This window comes from Shewanella sp. ZOR0012 (genome assembly GCF_000798835.1).
Classification (GTDB): Bacteria; Pseudomonadota; Gammaproteobacteria; order Enterobacterales; family Shewanellaceae; genus Shewanella; species Shewanella xiamenensis.
The window spans coordinates 797,688-813,949 of the sequence record NZ_JTLE01000094.1 but is presented as its reverse complement, the minus strand read 5'-3'; the positions used below and the strand labels follow the sequence as shown (position 1 = coordinate 813,949).

Here is a 16,262-nt window from a genome sequence, read left to right as displayed (position 1 = left end):
CGGTAGTTCAGTTGGTTAGAATACCGGCCTGTCACGCCGGGGGTCGCGGGTTCGAGTCCCGTCCGCTCCGCCAACATTCATGAGCCCATGCTATTAATTAGCATGGGCTTTTTGATTTTCCTCCCTTCACAATCCTATTCCACCCTTCGTGACCGTGACCAATCTGTGACCATTTTGTGACCATAACCTACTTTTGACCGAGGGTCATTTTTAAAATTTTGCTGGTCAACTGTAGTATCTGTCTATTTCGCTTTTTACTATTTTAGAGTTGGGAATTTCTAATGATAGTTGGCGTGTATTGACAGATCACTTCATGAACTTGTCTATTATAGCTAGCTTGGCTAGCTCATTTTTGCCCCAAAGTGTGTTTCGGCTCGTTAGCTCAATCGAAAATTCCCACACCTGCTGCCATACATATTCTTATCTATTCGCCTATGTTTGGCCTTATCAGAAATCGGCTAACAATGTATGGGTATACAGTCGTATTAAATTTAGATATTTGGGGATGATTTCAAGACAATCTCAGTGCGCACTAATTCCACCAACAACAAGTAAAACTCTATAAAATCAGGTGACTATAGTAGCTTACTTTTAGTTAATAGGTTTGGAAAACGCGCATGTGCGTTTTTTCAGATGGTGTATTTGATAAAAAGCTGATAAGTTCTTTACATACAGATAGTTAACCGTGCACGTTTTCACTTGTCCAATGAAGTAAACGCGCATACGAACGAATAAAAATGTTAGACGCAGGTGTTATGCATGGAGGCCACGTGGAATAGATAGCAAAATCGCCACGACTACGGTTATCGGTAACATTAGTACTGACCGTAGTAATTGGTGTCTTATCAAGCATCATGGCAAGTCAAATAATGCCGCAAGGCGTATTAACTTGGTCGCTACTACCAAAAGTCTCTTCTTTCTGGCTGTTAGCACTATTTTCTGGGGTCTGGGTTTTCATTCACGTAAGATTTCTAAATTACGATGAAAACGTCATGAGATATGCAGATGACCAGCACTGCATTGCCCTCATCCGGAAAGCGAAACTTGAAGGGCTTGCTGCTCTTATACAGAAAAACCCAGAACAGGCATCTTTGGTTGATGCCAAAACATTCCTAAAGAATTTGGGGGTAAAATGAGTATACTCCTCTCTAAGCCAGTACAAGAAAAACTACAGAAAAATGAAGTCCGCGGGCAGGTTTCGGTACACCAGCTAGTGTCTAAACTTGAATCTCTAAACGTATCTAATCTCGAGAGCAACCCGTCAGTTCGGCGAGTATCAGGTACAACCGAAGAAATTTATGTAATGCGCATAGGAGGCGATCTCCGTGTTTTTCTCACGAAGAAAGGCAAAGACATTGTTTTACTTAGCATCGAGAACGGCTAACAATGAGCTCAACTGTCGCTCACTCCGTTCGCTTAATCGTTATATTTACAGGAGTAATGCATGTCACTGGATGTCGCGTATAGCATTGAAGTAGATGACTATGTAGACCCAGATAAGGCATACGATCTCTATTGGGCAGGTCTAATAGCGGATAAGCAAGCATTCCTCTGCCCAGGAACTGACTGCACTGCTCAAATTACTTGCTGCAACATAGATAAAGACGTACAAAACATGAGGGTCGTCCCTCATTTCAGAATTTATGGAAAAACACACGCAGCAACTTGCGAGGTAGCTCGTGGCGTCGATTATTCAATAAATTACACGATACGAACAAATAAGAACAACGAAAAAGAATCAATCGACAAATCTATCGTTGATGAATTTATTCTCAGGCGTCCTGACTCATATTACGACGAGCGTCTGTACTGGTCAACCCAAACTGGACACTTTTACTTGAGAATTCTCAAACTCTACAGGTGACAGATCGTCATTAGCAGAATGCAGCCGCTCCAAGTTGTAATATTTTATGTAAGCAGTCACATCTTGCTTCATAAACTCCCTTGTTGGTTGATTAACTTTAAAAATCCAATCGTGTTTTAAGCTGCCAAAGAATCGCTCAACAACGGCATTATCCCAACACGCCCCCACATCACCCATGCTGGCTCGGATACCATAGCTCGATAGCAGCCTACCGAATTGCTTACTGGTATATTGCGAGCCTCGGTCACTGTGAAATACCAACCCTCTAGCCGGTTGGCGCAGGTTGTAGGCTTTTATTAATGCCTTAGATATCAAATCCGTAGTCATGCGTTTGTCTATGTGCCATCCCACAATCCGGCGTGAATATAAATCCATCACCACAGCCAAATACATCCAGCCTTCACCCGTCTTTAAATAGGTCACGTCACCCGCCCAGACCTGATTAGCCGATACTGGATTAAAGTTCATGTTTAACAGGTTATCTGCCACTGCATCTGAGTGTTTCCGCTGCGTAGTCACCTTGTAAGCACGTCGCTGGGTTGCTTTGAGTCGAAGGCGGTGCATAATTTTACGAACGAGATAGCGACCAACCTGGTAGCCTTCCTTGCGCAATTTTTTCACCATTTCACGATTCCCTAAGCTGCCTCTACTTTGCTTAAATAGCTGTCGAACAAGGCGATAAAGCTTCAGTGTTTCAAGGCTTATCACGTTTGCAGGGCGTTTATGCCAATCGTAATAGCCTGATTTACTTACACTCATTACTCGACATAACAGTGCTACAGGAAACAGGTTGGATTGCCGTTTGATGAAACGAAATTTTACTTCATTTCTTTCGCAAAGAAGGCACTGGCCTTTTTTAGAATTTCTTTCTCCATTCGTAATTCTTTGTTTTCTTTACGTAATCGCTTTAATTCATCACGCTCAGACTCTTCTAAGGTAACACCTTGTTTCAGGGCTTCGTGTTTTTCCTTCCAGTTGTAAAGCAGGCTCGTGCTAACTCCAAGAGACTTTGCCGCATCGGCAACGCTATAACCTTGTTCTAGCACCATCAAGACAGCTTCATCTTTAAATGCTTGCGGATAACTCTTATGTGATTTCTTCAGACTCATATAGACCTCTTAATTTATTGACCATACTGTCTCAAAATTAAGTGTCCGATGGGATTAGACCAGAACATTATGTGGCTTACCTTGTAACCATATAAGTGTCGACAGAAAGGAACCAGCCCTTTTTAGACATACATTCCACAATGAACGCCAGTTGGACTTCACGACTTGGTATTTTGTTATCAATTAAGCGTTCCTTCGTATCATTTTTACAAAGTGAAAAATCCTTCTCTGCTCCGTCTGTATTTTCGGGAGTCGGAGGTATATCCAGGTTTTTAACCCAATTTGTAATGTATCCAAAATAATCGTAGTTATCCTGATACGAGAAGTTTAATTCAAGTTCTGTTGGCTTAGTAGCTGCGCAACCGCACATTAAAGCTCCTAGTGCAGCGCTGATAATTTTAGCCATTTCTGAATACCACATAACGCCCGCCTTTGCGGCTGGTTTGGAGCGCAGCGGAAAACCAGTCCGACAACATGCGTTTGTTACATGCTTTCTTCAAGACTTTGCCGCCTTTATCAATTTTCCTATTTGATCCATGCCGTCAAATGTTGATGGCAGGCTCCCATCATCAGTTACTATTCCTGAAAATACGATACTCTCGAATTTATCTAAAGACCCTGCATCCTTTTTCTTCATTTCGCTCGAATACTCTGAGTAGTTTTGAATAAATCGACAAAGAGTTTTTCTAAGATCTATCTGCAAAAGCTGTGATTTCACTGACTTATAATTAAACAAAAGAACTCGAAAGTAGTAGATGGAAATTGCAACCAAGGACACTGTTGGGAAAATTGAAACCAAAAGCCCGTCCTTAACAGCAGCAATATTATCTAGGTGCATGTAAACAAAGATCAGTGTAGTGGTCAACTAAATTTGGCCACAGCTTTAGAATCTTCCCAAAATCTTCGCTCTGATTCATTTGGGCTCAATCCTGCATTGTAATGATGTGGCCTGACTTCACAGTAATAACCAATGATGTAGTCAGTCACATCTTGTTTGGCTTCCCTAAAACTCATATAGCCTTGTGTCGGGAGCCATTCCGTTTTTAAACTTCTGAAAAACCGCTCCATTGGCGCATTATCCCAGCAGTTACCACGACGACTCATACTCTGGGTGATTTGATATTTCCACAGCCGCTGACGGTATTTCAGGCTGGTATAATGGCAGCCTTGATCTGAATGAAATATCAGGTTTTTAGGCTTACCACGAGATTCAAAGGCCATATCTAAGGCCTTCACCGTTAACTCAGTATCCGGTGAAAATGACATCGCCCAACCAATGGCTTTTCTCGAAAATAAATCCAGCACAACCGCTAAATAACACCAACGATTACCAGCCCAAATATACGTCACATCGCCACACCAAACGGTGTTTGGTTCGACAACTGCAAATTGTCTCTTGAGTAAATTAGGGATGGTCACATGCTCATTTTCAGCCCTTTTATAGCGGTGCTTGGGTTGTTGGCAGCTCACTAACCCAAGCTTTTTCATTAACCGAGTAGCCCTATAACGACTTAACGTAAAGCCTCGTTCAGAGGCGATTGTGGCAATACTTCTCGCACCCGCAGACTGTTTGCTTTCAGCATGTATCGCTTTGATTTCACATTCTAAAAATCGCTGCTCTGGTGTTACACAAAGCTCGCGGCTTATCCAATAACGGTAACTGCTCCGGTTCACGTTGAATACATGGCATAACACTGAAATAGGGTATTTGTTGCTCTGATTGAGTTTCTCGATTATCGAGAATTGTTCAGCGAGTCCGACATCAATAGAGCGGTAGCCTTTTTTAGGATTTCTTTCTCGAGATTAATTCGTTCAATTTCGCGTTTTAGCGCCCTGATTTCAATCTGCTCAGGTGTCATGGGGGAGGCTTTAGGAGCAAGCCCTTGGCGCTCAACCTGAAGCTGTGTTACCCACTTACTGACCGTCGATTTCCCCACGTTCATGGCTTTTGCAGCCGCTTCTTGTGTGTAACCTTGATCAACGACTAATTGAGCTGTTTCGAGCTTAATGGCTGCGCTATATCGAGCACGTTTACTTTTATTCATGTTATCACCTAAATGGGTTATGAGTGAGATCATAACATTTCTTATTAGGTGGCCAAATTCAGTGTGCCACTACACAGAGCATTAGTAATGTTAGCTGAATCACTACAGAAATAGTAAATACTTAGTAGTATTACTAGAATTGGAGCAACAGACCAGTACTAAACAGAGGTAGTTCAATCATGCAAAACAAGAGATGGGGAAAAGCTAGTCTAAGGCTACGAGGTCATTAGCTTGCCGTAGTATCCAATATTTACGACTACACCAAAAGAGATATTTTAGTCGACAATTTCTTTATTATGTTGCTCTGGATTTACAAACGCATTACATTTAAAAACTGGGATCGCTCTCTCAACTCTGCTATTCAGCTATGGAGATACGTTATGAAGACGCTATCGATTATCTGTTTGCAGGCTGCGCCTATCTGTATGGATGCTTTGCTCGATTACATGAACACTTGGCACGATGAAGTTTACGTCAAGGATAATGGTCACTCGTAAATATTTTCCTTTGGTTACAGTAGACATTCTTAATTAACCGTTTGCAAATATTGTAACATAGGCAATATTTGGTAGATTATGCAGGTTACTATTTCGTTGTTGAACCCGTTCTGCAATGTTGAATGGGACAGAACAGACTTTCATCAGTCTGTTCTGTTATGGGCGGAGAATTTAGATCAAAAAGTCTTCGATAGAACGGCCATTTTCAATTTGTTCTTTGAAAACTGTTGGCATTCTACCCTGCCCTGTCCAAGTGACAGTTTCGCCCTCAACTACAATTGAATATTTAGCTGGACGTGGTGCTCTTGTGCTTTTTACTTTAGCAGTAACACCGCCAAGATCATCAAGTGACAAACCTGCTGACTCAATCATCTTCTGAAGTTCTGCAATTTTTGCGATACGCTCTGCATTTGCTTCAGCTTCAGCATTCGCTTCTTCTTCTCTTTCAGCAACGATCTTGCCTAGCTTTTCGTACACATCTTTTAGTTCAGCAACAGATAGCTCTTTAATCGAAGCTTTTAATCGACGAGCATGAGTTAAGATCTCTAAAAATTCAGACATTGTATTTCTCCAATAAATGTGTATTACCGCAATATAGCTGATTTTCAGTTTGTAATGAATACATAAAGAGATTCAATTTTAATATGTATAAAAGGGCCGATTATAAGCTGCTACAAAGTTTTCATTTCTCCACCTTGTTCTACAAATGCAGCACGCACAATTTATCGCACAACTTTCATGAAGTTTAAAGAATACTCAGAGTTAACGGTTCCATATATGGGTGCCGCTTGCTCGTATATTACTTTGATATCGATCGCTCTTAGTGTTGCAGATCCTCTTCGTTTATAATCATTTACTCTTCGCCAATTACTCAAATGCTCTTTAACTAACCGTGCTAAAGCGAGCGAATGGAGTTCACGAAATACCGCTTGTCGGATTGGAGCAATCGCTTGCTGTACTTCTGAATCATCTATTGATGAACGCGTCCAGAATACAGGATGAACTAAAAAGTTAGACACCTCCTCAGTAATCCTACCTACAAAGTCTGCAACAGGACAAAGCGAATCGTACTCTACGTCCAACTCATTCGCTATACGTCGATTTAAAGCCTTAACCCGAATCCAGTGTTTCCAGTTAATGGATTGTCATTGCAGGACTAGGAATGATCCATTGGAAAGTTAAATAATTGACAACTTTAGGGGCTTGTTCATAAATTCGACCATAGAAAAACCAGATCACGATCACATAAATCGATCTTTTTACTGATCAACTTTTGATCACACTTGGGAGATGAAAAAGTGAGCCCTATATTAAAGGAAGGACGCAATCACAGGAAATGGATTTCTGATGGCCCAAATAATTTTGAAGCTCCAAAAGAAGCATCAGGTGAACTTACATCCAGCAGCGAGAAAAGCTTTCGATGTAATGCAATCATTACCTGGGTTATGTAATCAACATGCCTTACCTGCAAATATCAGGTCTGAATTTGCCTCCCAAACAATATATTGTTTGGAGTACATAGATTCGAAAGCCAGCATCAATAAGACAAAACACCATACCAGAACATTTCAGTTTTATAGTCCTATCTGGGCAGCACTTTTTTGGGAAAATGGTCGCCCACCAGAAGGTACTCTTCTGGTTTTAGAAACAAATACTCAAGCTCAATTGACGCCTGAAAGCGTCGAGAAAAAAGCATGGTTATCACTATTGCAAGTGCTCTGTCTAGCCATCAATTCTAAATATGTTGCCGCCTTTATTGATGACTGGCGTCAAGGCCTACCAGAGCAGTTTTCACGAGAACTCTTTGGGAAGGATACACTACCTGACCAGCTATTTTGTGATTTGTTATCTATCTCGAGAGGCACTCTGGTTCAGCAGCGCCAGCGCCAGTTTCCTAAATGCCCAATATCTGATTCTGTCGATATTCTCGCCGAATTAGCAATGCCATGGGAGCCCAAATAATGACTCCTCCTGTACGCAACACCAGCAAAAAATTAAAGGAATTTTTAAGCAAATATTTTGCGCCAGAGCATTTAAATCCAGAGCTCAAGCAAACGCTGTTAATGCAACTAGCCTATAGTATTCAAGCATTTCCAGCAGGCTATTGGGAGCAATTCGAACTAATAGATAGGCTAGTAAAAATTCTGATAACAAAAATGCCTTCAGGCTCTGTCAGTAACACTGAAATATTTGGAATTTTAAAGAAAAATAAGCATCTTACATCATACCCATTTGCTGCCACCATTTGTGCAGTGTTACCCCCAAATGCCACACTACAATGGAGAACGAAATACACAGCATACCAATCGATTGTTCTTATCTGTTGTTTCATACGCTATACCCATGACCAGCAACTCGCAACCTCAGGAAATGAAAATGCATTACGAGAGCTACGTCTGGTAGCGATGGACCCCAAGCATCGAAAACTATTAGATATACTGCCTGAATTGGATGTCGCATCATCAGTTGAACTACTGGTGTCAAAACTTAAAGAACTACGAAAGGAAAAATATCCTGCCCCGCAAGAATACGGCCTTGGCTACTTGGAGTTAGTGCTTAGAGAAGCAGTATCAGGGAGCAAAAGACGACGAAGAAGAATTAGAATACCTCCTATTTCAGACCCTGACACCTTCATCGAACTTAATCCTGTTGATGCATTTGAAGACGCAGGCCTTGAGGTTAAAGAACTATGTGTCGCATTCACAAAACCGACGACGGCTCAAGAACGAGATGAGGCTATATCGGTAACAGCTGGTCGAACATTTCGTATTGAAGATAAACCCTTAACGAATAAACTAAAAACACCCCCTCCCCCATCCTCAAGAGCGGTACGGGCTATACAGCATAAGTGTCTGACTGAAAAACTCGGCATTATGCAGTTATCCTTAAATTGCAGTTACAATCAACTGACCGAATGGGATATATGTCAACTCATTCGTTTTACGACCAATGGAATTAAAACTGGAGTAAACCCAGATAGCTGCTCAACCCTACTGCTGTGCCTGCTATGCGGTCGAGATCCTATTTCACTAGGACAATCTTCAAATACATTTTGTCTCACACATTACAAAAATCGCCCTTGCATATCTCTAACCCACACAGTACCAGCAAGCAAACAAGATGTAAGACTAGAAAAATGTTTGAACAATATAACAAACCATTTAGTGCTGCCGCTCCCTCAATTTTTACAAGATAAGCTTACTCAAAACGTGGACACGGCAGAGTTGAAGTCAGTCATTAGTGACATCAACAAGCAACACCGATGTCGTTTAAGTCTCGGAAGAATCACCCGTTTTCTTGAACACTGGTATATCAATAATGGACTAGATCGTGCCGAAGTCGGACTCATAAAAGGGCGAGCCCCCCGAAACCAGCCTGCACTGAGCTATTCAAATTTCGATGCAGATAAACTGATTGAAAACCACCACAGATACGTGAGTTCAATCTTCGAGATGGCTGAGATCGCTTCGCAACTCCCCGAAGTAAAGCCCATCAAAAAGCAACTGGGAAGTGCATTACATCTCCCTCCACGGACCTTACACAATTTTTTTCGCGTTTTGAGGAGTCAAATTCCTCGCCCGCGAAAGCAATCTTTGGAAGAACTCACGACACTACATAATCACTATGTCTGCTACGTATGGGCGCTTTTGACGTTTGCAACCGGTCACCGCGATGTTAATGCACCAATGGGACAGCGTACCGATTTCAACAGCCATAACAATACCTGGTGGATTAGCGATAAAGAAAACCGACATGGGATATCTGCTAGAACGCTGATACTTCCACAGACTGCAGTGAAGCAACTTGAACATTATCTACAACATCTTCAAGAGTTGAAAAAACGCAGTCAACTCATCGCAAAAGATATTTTCAAACGTGCAGACGAGGCAATGACCGGCAGCGGAAATCTTCTATTTTTTATAAAACATCAAGAACAGGACAACATCCCCCAAATTACGCAAGAACTCACGCCTGCCAGAGTAAAAGCATTTCTTGGAGACCAGTTACCCTGGCCTGGCAACTGGGGGAGGCATCACATGCGCAGCGAATTAAAGCGTCTCGGTGTTGCTCCGGCAGAAATAGATGGTTGGATGGGACACGAAGATATTGGAGAAGAATCAATGGGTCGTCATAGCATGCTATCAACTCAATACCTCAACCGTATTGCTCAGCATATCGAAACGCTACTGAACACTCATGAAATTACGGTGGTTGACGCATGGAAAACCCGCTGATCCTTCCACATGAACAGAAATCCCTAGTACGGTTATTGGGGCATCAGTCCAGAACTGCTGCTCGGCAAAAAAGTCATATAACGATAATAAAACAAGCTCTGGCCGTACTTGAACATCATCTACCTGAACTGTTTGAAACACCACCGAAATACGACCGGTTTTCGGCAGTTTGGCCACAGGTTGACTCAGATCTGCGAAAGGTTCTCAAATCGGAAACAGCCTACCGCCGAGGATATGCTTTTATCTGCAGGCAACTAGAAACGGGTAACCGACAAGGGCTTTGGCAGATCAATCCTCCCTCAGACTATCTCACGCTTCGTAGAGTTCGACCGCTTAGAAATTTGACCTGGCAACACAATACTTCTGCTTTCGCATCAAAAATTGACGGTTTGCTAGACAAGCTTGATAAAACATCCGATCCCCAACAATGCTTTGCCAGATTGCTGATGAGTTGCATTTGCTATAGTGGCCTGAATCGACCTAGGCTATGGCCCGCGCTGGCGAAGGCATTAAATAGCGATAAACCATTAAATGGCAATAAAGACCTTTGCTGGCTAACGTTGAGACCAAGTCCAGGGCAGAACTTTGCCAGTAATCTTTACACCGTTCAAGACGATTTTGAACCTAATAAAGCTCAGGTCGAGGTTCATTTTTTCCCCGATCCAATAAGTCTCGGGCTAATAAAGCCATTTCTAAACAGCCGAACAAGAAGTTGGCGCCCCCCAAAATCAGTCAAACAATGTTTAGAGATAATTAAGTCAGAACTTAAACTCATTCTTCCAAAAAAACAGTTTCAACAAGGTGGGATTTGTTTTGCAGAGGCTCAGCCTAATGTCGAGTTACCACAAGTGTTGGTAGAGTATTCGTTGGGACGTCAAAAAAGCGCATCCCTACCCAATGCCTACTGGTTAAGATTATTTAAAGGTGCAACGGGACCTTGCAACGTAAAAAGCTTTGCTCAATTCAAGAAATGGTATAATTCAATACAAACAGACTCTTCAGTAACATCGCCATCACACCGTTTTAAGCTAGGTAACCGATACCTGCTTAACCAAATAAGAGAAATATTTAAGCAGAATAACGCCAATCCCCAAGGAAAGCGCCAAGTTGTTCTTCATTTACAAGAACTAACACAAGCAAGCCTCTGCCCTAACGAAGAGATCCTGCTTCAATGGCTCATTCACCACCTGACTACTGAGAAAAATGAAGTATCAACAGCGAATAGGTACTTTGGAGCAATTGGAGGCCACTGGTTGGCTGCGACCGCAGACATTGACTTATACAGCCTGAGCAGTGAAGACTTTATCGATATTTATCAAGAAATTATGAATCGTACTGATAGTCAACATGAACTGCACTATAAAGCTCGTCGGTTTGAGAACCTACATTTATTCGCACAACAGAGATTTGATCTCCCTCCTCTTAATCAGCCACTCAGCGAAGGTAGCAATATTACTCCCCATGTAAGTGCAGCCATTGTTGATGAGCCACTGTTTTCGGCCCTGCTTCGCCAAATCGATTACATAGACGATTTAGACCATGCAGCCCAACGGATGTTAAAATGCTATTTGCTCATTGCCTATCGTACAGGTCTCAGACCCGGTGAAGTCGCCAAACTGCGTCTAAAAGACATTGAGCCTTCCTCTATCGGCTGGCTATTTATTCGTGAAAGCCGCCACGGGCATAACAAAACCGACTCTGCGCTTCGAAAAGTGCCTTTATTTCCTTTGTTGACCGACAACGAAAAAAGTTTAATGGAAAGCTATCTTAGGGATCGCCTTATGGCTTGCCATAAACGTTATAACGAATTGCTCTTTCACGAAGACGCTAATCCCTTTCACGTTGTCAATACTGGTCAAATCTCCTTGATGGTGAAAGAGATATTGTCTCAGTTAACCGGCGGAATTTATTATCGTCTATATCATCTTCGCCATACAGCATTGTCCAGACTTCAACTCCTTGCCCATGATGACTTAATCACATTACCTGAAGTTATCAAGACGATGTTGCCATACCCACCGTCACAAAAAAGGATAATATCTAAACTGATATTTGGTGAAGACCGGTTACGAGACAGATATTCTGCGCTGGCAGTGTTTGCTGGCCATAGCAGTCCAGACACCACATTCAGAAACTATCTACATTTTACCGATTTACTGCTGGGCAGCCATTTGGCAATAAACGCTCAAGAAATACCTGAAGACACAGCAAATATTGTACTTGGAGTACGCCCACACCGTTATAAGGTGATGCAAAAATCAGGAAACATCACCCCTGTGCGTTTGCTGCCATTTTTTAGAAAGCGGCTAGTCCCTTTTATGGGCCCGGTGAGCGGCATTCGCCAAAGTACAATCCGCCAGAAAAATGAGGTTGCAAAAAGCAGTCACTACAATCAAGCCTTGGCGGTACTCAGGAGTATTGAGCTTGGTCATGACTATCAAGACGTAGCCTTTCAGTATCGCCTCACTCCTGAACGCGTCAAACGCTGGATAGATGCTGCAACTGCACTTCGGATGTTAAAAACACCACGAGGCATTGGCCGATTATTTTCAAACAGACGTTGTAATGCGCTGCTACCCGCAGAACCCATTGACATTTCTGTTCGAAAGGATATTTATTCAGCCCTACAAGTATGTCGCGAACTCAAGTCGAGTCAAAAAGGAAACATCGAATTACAATGGGCTATTCAGTATTACTTAACGCATACAACCAGCAGTAACCCGTCGATTTTCTTTAACAAAACAACAGAGTTTCAGCGATTTATGGCAGTGGTAAGCAAGCTTTTTACTTGGAAGCGCTGGCACCTTAGACTGCATTATCAATATGGAAAACCCTATAATCAGTGGAAATGCCACCGCAACCTTCAGATAACCTGCTACACGTTACAGAAAATAAATGAATATCCAGAAGGATCTGGAGCATTATTTTTACGGCACATAAAAACACGCGGCGACGAAGCAATAAGCCAATATTCCTCCCCGGCACTGAAAACCTTATTCCACCAGCTGGCGATTATCCTGTTCAAAGCGGAGCAAATAAAGCAATGGGAACAGAGTTAATGTCACCAAGCGTCATCCGAGCCGCTTATACCATTGATCGTTCATAGCAGAATGAGCGTACCAATGATGTGGAGGCACATCTGCAAAAGCGGTGCGCCAATGGCATACTTCCATGGAGAGATTGTCGCATAGTCTCACCATAGAGGCCGGAATATATGCCTCAGAGCGGCGCCCGATCTTGACCGATAAGCAACTACTCAGCGCCTCAAAAATCTTGGGGGAATTTCGATACAACAACGCTAATGGCTCAGCCAACACCATAAAATTGTATGACTCGTGTGAACCTGCAATGCCATCCCGAGTATCTGCATTATAAAAAAGGTGAATTTTACCTATGTCGTGTAAAAGGCCTCCAATAAAAGCGACGCATACACTTAAAGGCCCAACATTGTATCGCCAGCACAGCATTGCTGCCGTAACAGCCACCTCATGGCTATGTTCCAGTAATCCACAAGCATGATTATGATGATGACTTCGGCTCGCTCTGGCGTTAAAAAACTGTCCCATCAGCTCATTGTTGAGTAATACCGCTAAATAAAAGCGTCTTAATGCCTCATCATGGATAAGTCCCAAAATCCCCCAAATATCGATAATGATTGACTCACAACCTGCGGGGACAAGTTTAAAATGATGATGCACAGCAGCTTTATCGGTAACCTCATGGATATTCAAGGTTATTTTTACCCGCTGCAAATCATTGCTAGGGCTACACTGAACCATCACTAGCTGCCCCTCAGGGTTTACACCTTCCATAATATTTTGGGATAGCTCTAGTGCATAAGACTGTCTTAAGCAGCTAAATTGCCACAACTCTACCTGTTTTCTCCGCTCTATCAGATGTACCCAGGCCAAGTCATCAGCATTATTTGTTCGAGATTTAATATTCATTTTGACGACTCCCCTTTTGGACCATTACCAATCAACCGTTCAAACGCTGCGCCATCTTGCCCTAATAAATTAGGTACATAGCGAGAATACACTCTAAATAACATCCCCGTATTGGCATGTCCTAACTGCCGAGCAATCCATTCTGGACTCTCTCCTGCTGCAAGCCACAGGGTTGCTGCAGTGTGTCTGGTCTGGTAAGGATTTCGCTTTTCGAGTGCCAGACTTTCCAGCAGGGGATACCAAACACGTTTGGTCACATTCTGATGGCTCAGTGCGTCTCCACGGCGGTTACAAAAAACGAATTTGCTCCGAATTTTGGTTAGCTCACTTTGAGCCTGAAGTGCTTCATATACAGGTTGATTCATTGCAATCGATCTGTCTGAACCTGACGTTTTAGTTAGGCCAAGGCTGCCACGAACTAATGACTGGCGGATGTGGATCAATCTGTTCGAAAAATCAATATGTTCCCACGTCAGACCATCTATTTCCCCTGTTCTCATCCCCGTGAAGAATCTAACGAGGAAGTAAGTTCGGAAATCCGGTCTCACATTCTCTATAATCTGGTATACCTCGTTGAGAGAAAATGGCTGGATTTCACTTCTCGGCATAGGTAATGCCTTGATATTTCGCCATGGACTCTGAAACTCGAAGCGTTCGGCAGCCTCATTCAAGATCAATCGCAAATATGTCATGATGTGGTTAATACGGGAGGCTGATAAAATTCTTAAGGTGACCAGATCCGGTTCACATAGACTCGTGCGAAAGCTAAGAATGTCCGTCTTACTGATAGAAGCAATCATACAATCCCCCATCGCGGGTAAAAGATGACACCGAAGGATACCTTCGACGGTCTCAATTTGACTTGTTCGCCACTCGACTCGTTTTTCTTCTAACCAACGGTTAGCGAAAGTGCCAAACTTCATCCGTCCTCCGGAAGCTTTCAATTGGCAAACTTTGGCAAGCTGTCTGAAATACTCAGCTTTAGGGCTATCAGGAAAATGATGCCCATAATCGAAGCTACCGTTCTTAATTTGCTGTTCTAGTAGAATTAGTAATCTATTGAGTTTCTGCCGATTAGTTGAGTTATCACTTAGACTCGTCTGCTCTCGGCAACGTGCACCCTTATAGCGAAAATCCAGATAAAGTTTGCCATCTCGGCTATTTACAGTTCCCATGGCAACCCCCTAGTTCAGCTGATTTATCAGATCATGGGCAGAGGCTCCAAGCAACATAGACTCCTCAACTCGTTCCCATATGTAGAGAATTTTTCGCCCGCCAAAGGGCCGGATGTAATGCACACCTTCAAAGAGCACCGCATCCTTTAAGCATTGGCGGATAGTACGAACGTCGTAGCGGATACGCGCAGATAGTTCTTCAGTTGTAAGATAGGTATATGGCATAATCAAACCTCGCTTTTTTCTCTTCTAAAAACAAAAATGACCCACAGAAGAGAATTTAGCACTAAAATTAATCATTGCAAGTCATTTTTCTCTTTTGCAGGTATTTTTTCTTCTCAAGGAGGATTTTATGGTAAAGTGTCACTTGTCTCGGATCTTGGGCGAGAGAAAACAAAAAATAGCTGAAGTATCACGAGATACAGGTATAAACAGAAATACCCTCCACCGTCTCTACAATGAAACAGCGACAAGAGTGGAACTTGATGTAATTGAGGTACTTTGTAAGTATTTAGATATACAGGTGGGTGATCTGTTTGAGCTCGATAAGTCCAATAATTAACAATAAAATTTTGAAATGAGTATTATGTAACGTGTCGGCTTTCAACATTGTCTATCTTACTCAACTATCCGCAGTCTATTGCGGATAGCAAAGGGACAAAAGCGTGTTAGATTCCCAAATCTCATTTTTGAGTTTCGGATTAAAATTTCTATGGAGATAACGTTTGGTTAAGGAGCGTGCTTTAGCTCGTCCCTGTGATCGAAGCGAACGATTTGATACAGTTGTTATATTTACTGTTAACCGAACGTCGGGAAAGGTGACTCATGGTTTACATCTATCATGTCAAGATTGGTTATTTTAAAATTGGCGTATTCTTTATCTTTTTGTTTGCTTTGGTTTACTTCAGGTTTGCCGTAGACGAACACAAAGGCTTTGTTGCTACCTGAGACTATTTTCGTAAGCCTAGTTGAGACGAGTTTTTTTATTTTGTAGGAGTCTATTAAGTTATCGAAAATCATAATTGTTGCATCCAGCGATTTCTCGCCGAATCTCAATTTCTTTTTGAACTTTATTCTGTAGCCTTGATCTGATCTGAGTCGGTCAATATATGCCCAGCCGTAATAAATTACGGGATATTCAGGCAACTTTTCTAGATCTTGCTCCCAGACGCATTTCATTATTGATGTATATGCAGCGTCTTTTCCAAGGACGTTAACCCTTCTTAATCTAAGAGATCCATCTTTCTCGTATCTGATGTAACGACTAACTACTGACCTGACTGAGTATATTTTGCTTGAACAACCAATTTCCCTGAGTCGATCCTCAAGGCTCTCGCCTTTGTAAACTAATTGTTTCTTTGCTTTTTTTGTTTCAGGGCTTCCGGGGAGA

At 42.3% G+C, this 16,262-nt stretch carries 13 protein-coding genes and 1 pseudogene; 5 read left to right on the top strand and 9 right to left on the bottom strand.

The window, feature by feature from the left end:
* Nucleotides 1-869: 869 nt before the first annotated feature.
* Nucleotides 870-1,136 (top strand): hypothetical protein, encoded by a 267-nt coding sequence (locus tag L976_RS05420; protein WP_047534978.1) that lies wholly within the window; start codon nt 870-872, stop codon nt 1,134-1,136.
* A 677-nt stretch (nt 1,137-1,813) separates the two neighbouring features.
* Here L976_RS05420 and L976_RS05405 read toward each other — a convergent pair.
* The 5 genes from L976_RS05405 to L976_RS05375 form a co-directional block, all read right to left on the bottom strand.
* A protein-coding gene (locus L976_RS05405) for an IS3 family transposase (RefSeq protein WP_156143155.1) occupies nt 1,814-2,973 on the bottom strand; the annotation gives its coding sequence in 2 pieces (ribosomal slippage) (nt 1,814-2,724 and nt 2,724-2,973; 1,161 coding nt in all).
* A 76-nt stretch (nt 2,974-3,049) separates the two neighbouring features.
* A complete protein-coding gene (locus L976_RS05395; protein WP_047534971.1) occupies nt 3,050-3,394 on the bottom strand; it encodes a hypothetical protein in 345 nt (114 codons plus the stop codon).
* 75 nt (nt 3,395-3,469) lie between these two features.
* Nucleotides 3,470-3,838 (bottom strand): hypothetical protein, encoded by a 369-nt coding sequence (locus tag L976_RS05390; RefSeq protein ID WP_052183965.1) that lies wholly within the window; start codon nt 3,836-3,838, stop codon nt 3,470-3,472.
* Nucleotides 3,835-5,018 (bottom strand): IS3 family transposase gene (locus L976_RS05385; protein ID WP_156143122.1). Its coding sequence is split into 2 segments (ribosomal slippage): nt 3,835-4,760 and nt 4,760-5,018, totalling 1,185 coding nucleotides; the frame shifts between segments, so codons are not numbered across the junction. The genes L976_RS05390 and L976_RS05385 overlap by 4 nt, the downstream gene beginning before the upstream one ends.
* Before the next feature lie 668 nt (nt 5,019-5,686).
* The gene (locus L976_RS05375) at nt 5,687-6,076 is read right to left on the bottom strand and encodes an H-NS histone family protein (RefSeq protein ID WP_047534967.1); all 390 of its coding nucleotides are present in this window, start codon (nt 6,074-6,076) and stop codon (nt 5,687-5,689) included.
* 786 nt (nt 6,077-6,862) lie between these two features.
* Between L976_RS05375 and L976_RS05370 the strand changes: the two genes are divergently transcribed.
* The 3 genes from L976_RS05370 to L976_RS05360 are packed head-to-tail and all read left to right on the top strand — an operon-like array spanning nt 6,863 to nt 12,809.
* Nucleotides 6,863-7,477 (top strand): hypothetical protein, encoded by a 615-nt coding sequence (locus L976_RS05370; RefSeq protein WP_047534965.1) that lies wholly within the window; start codon nt 6,863-6,865, stop codon nt 7,475-7,477.
* Complete coding sequence (locus tag L976_RS05365) at nt 7,477-9,750, top strand: hypothetical protein (RefSeq protein WP_047534963.1); 2,274 nt, start codon at nt 7,477-7,479, stop codon at nt 9,748-9,750. The genes L976_RS05370 and L976_RS05365 overlap by 1 nt, the downstream gene beginning before the upstream one ends.
* Nucleotides 9,735-12,809 carry a site-specific integrase gene (locus L976_RS05360; RefSeq protein WP_047534961.1) on the top strand — a complete coding sequence of 1,025 codons (3,075 nt, stop codon included), beginning with the start codon at nt 9,735-9,737 and terminating at the stop codon, nt 12,807-12,809. Before L976_RS05365 ends, L976_RS05360 begins: the two co-directional genes overlap by 16 nt.
* A 12-nt stretch (nt 12,810-12,821) precedes the next feature.
* Here L976_RS05360 and L976_RS05355 read toward each other — a convergent pair whose 3' ends face one another.
* The 3 genes from L976_RS05355 to L976_RS23595 are packed head-to-tail and all read right to left on the bottom strand — an operon-like array spanning nt 12,822 to nt 15,097.
* The gene (locus L976_RS05355) at nt 12,822-13,697 is read right to left on the bottom strand and encodes an HD domain-containing protein (RefSeq protein ID WP_047534959.1); all 876 of its coding nucleotides are present in this window, start codon (nt 13,695-13,697) and stop codon (nt 12,822-12,824) included.
* Nucleotides 13,694-14,872, bottom strand: coding sequence for a tyrosine-type recombinase/integrase (locus L976_RS05350; protein ID WP_047534958.1), 1,179 nt, complete (start codon nt 14,870-14,872; stop codon nt 13,694-13,696). The genes L976_RS05355 and L976_RS05350 overlap by 4 nt, the downstream gene beginning before the upstream one ends.
* Nucleotides 14,873-14,881: 9 nt before the next feature.
* Nucleotides 14,882-15,097 carry a hypothetical protein gene (locus L976_RS23595; protein ID WP_014611844.1) on the bottom strand — a complete coding sequence of 72 codons (216 nt, stop codon included), beginning with the start codon at nt 15,095-15,097 and terminating at the stop codon, nt 14,882-14,884.
* A gap of 127 nt (nt 15,098-15,224) precedes the next feature.
* Here L976_RS23595 and L976_RS05340 point away from each other — a divergent pair, with 127 nt between their 5' ends.
* Complete coding sequence (locus L976_RS05340; RefSeq protein ID WP_014611845.1) at nt 15,225-15,434, top strand: helix-turn-helix domain-containing protein; 210 nt, start codon at nt 15,225-15,227, stop codon at nt 15,432-15,434.
* Nucleotides 15,435-15,670: 236 nt separating this feature from the next.
* Here L976_RS05340 and L976_RS23480 read toward each other — a convergent pair.
* Nucleotides 15,671-16,262 (bottom strand): annotated as a pseudogene (locus L976_RS23480) (hypothetical protein); the annotation flags it as partial.

Bases quoted from the DNA above. Each gene is read 5' to 3' on its own strand.
- L976_RS05420 (WP_047534978.1), top strand. From the start codon at position 870: ATGCCGCAAGGCGTATTAACTTGGTCGCTACTACCAAAAGTCTCTTCT.
- L976_RS05395 (WP_047534971.1), bottom strand. From the start codon at position 3,394: ATGTGGTATTCAGAAATGGCTAAAATTATCAGCGCTGCACTAGGAGCT.
- L976_RS05375 (WP_047534967.1), bottom strand. From the start codon at position 6,076: ATGTCTGAATTTTTAGAGATCTTAACTCATGCTCGTCGATTAAAAGCT.
- L976_RS05370 (WP_047534965.1), top strand. From the start codon at position 6,863: ATGGCCCAAATAATTTTGAAGCTCCAAAAGAAGCATCAGGTGAACTTA.
- L976_RS05365 (WP_047534963.1), top strand. From the start codon at position 7,477: ATGACTCCTCCTGTACGCAACACCAGCAAAAAATTAAAGGAATTTTTA.
- L976_RS05360 (WP_047534961.1), top strand. From the start codon at position 9,735: ATGGAAAACCCGCTGATCCTTCCACATGAACAGAAATCCCTAGTACGG.
- L976_RS05355 (WP_047534959.1), bottom strand. From the start codon at position 13,697: ATGAATATTAAATCTCGAACAAATAATGCTGATGACTTGGCCTGGGTA.
- L976_RS05350 (WP_047534958.1), bottom strand. From the start codon at position 14,872: ATGGGAACTGTAAATAGCCGAGATGGCAAACTTTATCTGGATTTTCGC.
- L976_RS23595 (WP_014611844.1), bottom strand. From the start codon at position 15,097: ATGCCATATACCTATCTTACAACTGAAGAACTATCTGCGCGTATCCGC.
- L976_RS05340 (WP_014611845.1), top strand. From the start codon at position 15,225: ATGGTAAAGTGTCACTTGTCTCGGATCTTGGGCGAGAGAAAACAAAAA.